This window comes from Methanoregula sp., assembly GCF_002835825.1.
Classification (GTDB): Archaea; Halobacteriota; Methanomicrobia; order Methanomicrobiales; family Methanospirillaceae; genus Methanoregula.
The window spans coordinates 1-1,207 of the sequence record NZ_PIZH01000629.1 but is presented as its reverse complement, the minus strand read 5'-3'; the positions used below and the strand labels follow the sequence as shown (position 1 = coordinate 1,207).

Annotated in this window: 1 protein-coding gene and 1 pseudogene; both read right to left on the bottom strand. The window is 61.5% G+C overall.

Features of this window, described 5'->3' with window-relative positions:
• Window positions 1-42: 42 nt before the first annotated feature.
• A complete protein-coding gene (locus tag CW742_RS15465) occupies window positions 43-594 on the bottom strand; it encodes a hypothetical protein (RefSeq protein ID WP_342764890.1) in 552 nt (183 codons plus the stop codon).
• Window positions 591-1,207, bottom strand: a pseudogene (locus CW742_RS15460) (YgiQ family radical SAM protein); the annotation flags it as partial. The gene CW742_RS15465 and the pseudogene CW742_RS15460, both read right to left, overlap by 4 nt.

Genomic DNA, 1,207 nt, shown 5'->3' with positions numbered 1-1,207 from the left:
GTCCTGCACCTGCTCGGTAGAGGGACAGTGATCCCGGAGGTATTAGCCCAGCCCACTCATGTCCGGAACCGTGCAGCCCGGGTGGTCGGACATCAGGTCCGGGAGGAGGTACTCGCGGGACGGTTTCTTTCCCGCCGGTATGGGTTTCTCCCCATCCCGCGCCCTGCCCGCCTTTTCCTCCTGAATTTTCTCAAATTCCTGCCGGAACCGCTCGAAGACCTCGCCGGGCGGCTTGTTCATGCAGGCCGTAACCGCGGGAGAGATATGCTCGGGCGCAACCTTGAGGTGCCCGGATACATGGTGGCCGCAGATCTCTTCCAGGTAGCCGGATTCATCAGCAAGTACCAGATCATACCGTATCCCGGAGCCGATGAAGACATGCCGGACACCGGCTACGGCACGGACAGCACGGAGCAGTTCGACCTGCTGCATTTGGCTGGTCTTCAGGGACGGGCAATCCGGCCTGCAGTTCCGGTCCGGGCAGGCTCCCTGCTCCTGCCAGTTCCGGCACGAAAACCCGAACATGTTCGCGGTCGGGCCGCCGATATCCTGGATAACCCCTTTGAAGCCGGGCATCTTCGTGAGCCGGGTCACTCCCGGACAATGCTCTCCTTACTCCGGCTCTGGATGATCCTGCCCTGGTGGTGGGCGAGGGCGCAAAAACTGCAGGCTCCGAAACAGCCCCGGTGGCTGGTCACAGACCACTGCACCGTTTCGAGGGCGGGAACTTTTTCCCGGTACGAGGGGTGCTGGCGCCGGGTGAACGGGAGTTCATAGATATGATCCAGTTCCTCCGGGCTGAGCGGCCGGGCCGGCGGGTTCTGGATGATGGCTTTTTTGGGGTGCGGCTGGGCAACCGGCCTGCCCCGGAACGGATCCTGCTCCCGGTAATGAAGGGCGAACGCTTTTGCGTATGCTGTCCTGTCAGAAGAGACCTCAGTAAAACCGGAAATTTCAACGAGATTGTCTTTTTCCATCGCCCGCCATTCTGCAAGGGAAACCGGATAGCAGGTTCCGGGGATATCCCGCATGTCCCGAACCGGTTCTCCCCGGGCAGAGCGCTGCGCGATCTCCACCATCTGCCGCTCCCCCATCCCGAATACCAGTACATCCGCAGGGCAGTCGGCAAGGATCGACTGCCTGACCCGGTCACTCCAGTAGTCATAATGGGCGAACCTGCGGAGGCTTGCCTCGATCCCGCCAATAA